The sequence below is a fragment of the Flavobacterium sp. 21.1 genome, from assembly GCF_057801535.1.
In genome coordinates this window covers 1-2,463 of record NZ_JBYNXA010000014.1, presented here as the reverse complement: position 1 = coordinate 2,463, position 2,463 = coordinate 1, and the positions used below count along the sequence as shown (strand labels likewise).

The window sequence follows — 2,463 nt, the reverse complement described above, 5'->3', positions numbered from 1 at the left end:
GAAAGTTTGAGATCAAAACTGATTTTCTGATACTCATTTTTTCGACAGGGATGTTTTTTTGTTGTTTCCATAGGATACTAAAAGTGTTTAATTTTTAGTCAACCTATTTTAGGACGACGCAGGTTTCAAACTTGCACACAACGTCCCGCCGGCTTCATGAAGTTGGGGAAATTTGTACCCGATTCATTCCATTAGAACTAAAGCCAAATATACAAAAAGCTCGTTCCATTAAGCCTTAAAACCCCAATTTCTTAAAACCGCTGTTGTGCGTGGTTTATTTTTTTATCAAATGAATGTATTTTTTCCCGCAGTCATAAAGTTGAATATAATAATTCATTGAGTTTCCATAATTTTGGATACTAATTTCATTTTCATAAAGTGAGCCTTGAATTCCAATAGGCAATTCAAGTGAATTATTTTCAGTTTCACTATCTTCGTCAATATTACCTTCATATTCGCTCCATTCAATTCCTTCGAAAGTAATGTAATATCCATCTTTATTCTCATTAAGTTTTAAAGAAATTTTTCCGTTCAATTTTCTTTCTTTAGACTTAAACTCATATTCGTATTGTTTATTCTTTTTGGTTATTAAAATATCAAGTTTGCATTTTTCTACGTCTGCTGAATCATTTTCAATTTTATACAATCCTTCAATATTGAACATTAGTTCATTTGAAACTGAGTGAGCAGATTTTGGTTTAGGTTTTATATTGTTTTTATCCTCATTTTCTTTACAAGAAAAGACGATTATTAGTAAACTAAAAATAAACAATTTGGTCATAAATATTATTGTTTGTTGCATTAAGTTATTGAATTCTTCCGTTCTGTGTTTAAATCACGCACAACGTCCCGCCGGCTTTAAGAAGTTGGGGATTTTTGTTCCCAAACCATTCCATAAGGACTGAAGCCAAATATACAAAAAGACCTTTCAATTAAACACCCAAACCCCAATTTCTTAAAACCGCTGTTAGCCGTTCGCTTTTCTCTTCTTTTAGTTTATTTTTTCCCAGTTTGCTTCAAAATCTTTTTTTTCAATTTCTACAGCATTGAATTTGTTTATAAAATCATTCAATAGAAAATTGTTGTCTATCCAATAACCATAATCATTTTTAAAAGGCATTTTGAGAATTACCTTTTCATTTTTATCGATTCCTATTTCTCTGTTAGGAATTCCGCTTTCAGTTTCACATTCCAGAATCCAATATTCAACATCATCTATAAATTTTTCAAAATCAGGATTTGCTTTTGGAATTATTTTGGATAAAACATAGCCAATTAAATTAAAAAAATATCTTTCTAAAATTCCTTCTTTTTTGGGTTCTGAGATATTTTCTGGAAGTTTAAACTTAATATATTTCATTTCCATTTTTTAGATTCTGTTTTTCGAAAGTGACGGCTAACGTCCCGCCGGCTTTGTGTCAGGCGAGGACTTTTGTCCCCAAACCATTCCGCTCAAGACTGACGCCAAATATACAAAAAGATCGTCCCATTATACACCGAAGCCTCGCTTGCACAAAACCGCTGTTAGCCGTTCGGTTTTATTATAATTTTAGTAAAGTAAAGCCTAAATCTTGTCTATAAGTCTTAATTTTAATTTTATTACTTGTATAATTAATTTGGTATATTCTACGGTTTTTTATATCAAAGTAACAATTATAATTTTTTTGATATTTCGCAGGATGCCATTCTTTTTTCATTGATTCATAGTTTTTGCGAAGCCTTACAGAAACGGAATCATTATTTTCATTTGGCATTTTTGATGTCATAAAAATAGTTTTACATAACAAAACACTATCTTTTTCTTCAACTATCTCACAGTTCAGAACAGAACTAAATAATTCTTCCAATACCAAATAACGTATATCGACAATTTTTTTCTTTTCTTTTGGAATGCTCTTTTGGAATTCAGTTAAAGCGTTATTCAATTGAGATTCAAATGTTGTATTGATTTTTTTTACGCCTGGAATTTCTTTGTCAAAAGGAAATTCCCAATATTCTTTATTCCTGTTATTAGGAAACGGAATTGAAAAGCATTCTTTTTCTGAATTAATAAAAACTAATATTTGTTGAGGATTTTCAAGATTATCTGGTTCAGAGTGTAATTGGATTTCAAAATCATGAACACCATTTTTAACACTTTTAATTAATTGATAATCATTATTAAGTTTGTTTTTGGTATTATTTAGCTGTGGAAATTTTTCAACAATATTTTTGACTGATCTACTTACATTTGTTTCATTATTTTGATTACAACTAATTGTAACAACCAAAACTAAAAAATAAAATAGTGATAAGTTTTTTTTCATAAATATTTGATTACTAGTTGGAGACAAACTGACGGCTAACGTCCCGCCGGCTTTGTGTCAGGCGGGGATTTTTATCCCCAAACCATTCCGTTCAAGACTGACGCCAAATATACAAAAAGATCGTTCCATTATCAGCAAAACCCCGCTTGCACAAAAC

At 30.4% G+C, this 2,463-nt stretch carries 3 protein-coding genes; all 3 read right to left on the bottom strand.

Annotation, left to right across the window (positions count from 1 at the left end):
- Window positions 1-274: 274 nt before the first annotated feature.
- On the bottom strand, window positions 275-781 hold the full coding sequence (locus AC3E9U_RS16095) for a hypothetical protein (protein ID WP_488747953.1): 507 nt from the start codon (window positions 779-781) through the stop codon (window positions 275-277).
- A 210-nt stretch (window positions 782-991) separates the two neighbouring features.
- A complete protein-coding gene (locus AC3E9U_RS16090) occupies window positions 992-1,366 on the bottom strand; it encodes a hypothetical protein (RefSeq protein WP_488747952.1) in 375 nt (124 codons plus the stop codon).
- 175 nt (window positions 1,367-1,541) lie between these two features.
- On the bottom strand, window positions 1,542-2,306 hold the full coding sequence (locus AC3E9U_RS16085) for a hypothetical protein (RefSeq protein WP_488747951.1): 765 nt from the start codon (window positions 2,304-2,306) through the stop codon (window positions 1,542-1,544).
- Window positions 2,307-2,463: the final 157 nt, after the last annotated feature.

What these genes read in the sequence shown, in the direction of transcription:
- AC3E9U_RS16095 (WP_488747953.1), bottom strand. Translation starts at nt 781, where the DNA reads ATGACCAAATTGTTTATTTTTAGTTTACTAATAATCGTCTTTTCTTGT.
- AC3E9U_RS16090 (WP_488747952.1), bottom strand. Translation starts at nt 1,366, where the DNA reads ATGGAAATGAAATATATTAAGTTTAAACTTCCAGAAAATATCTCAGAA.
- AC3E9U_RS16085 (WP_488747951.1), bottom strand. Translation starts at nt 2,306, where the DNA reads ATGAAAAAAAACTTATCACTATTTTATTTTTTAGTTTTGGTTGTTACA.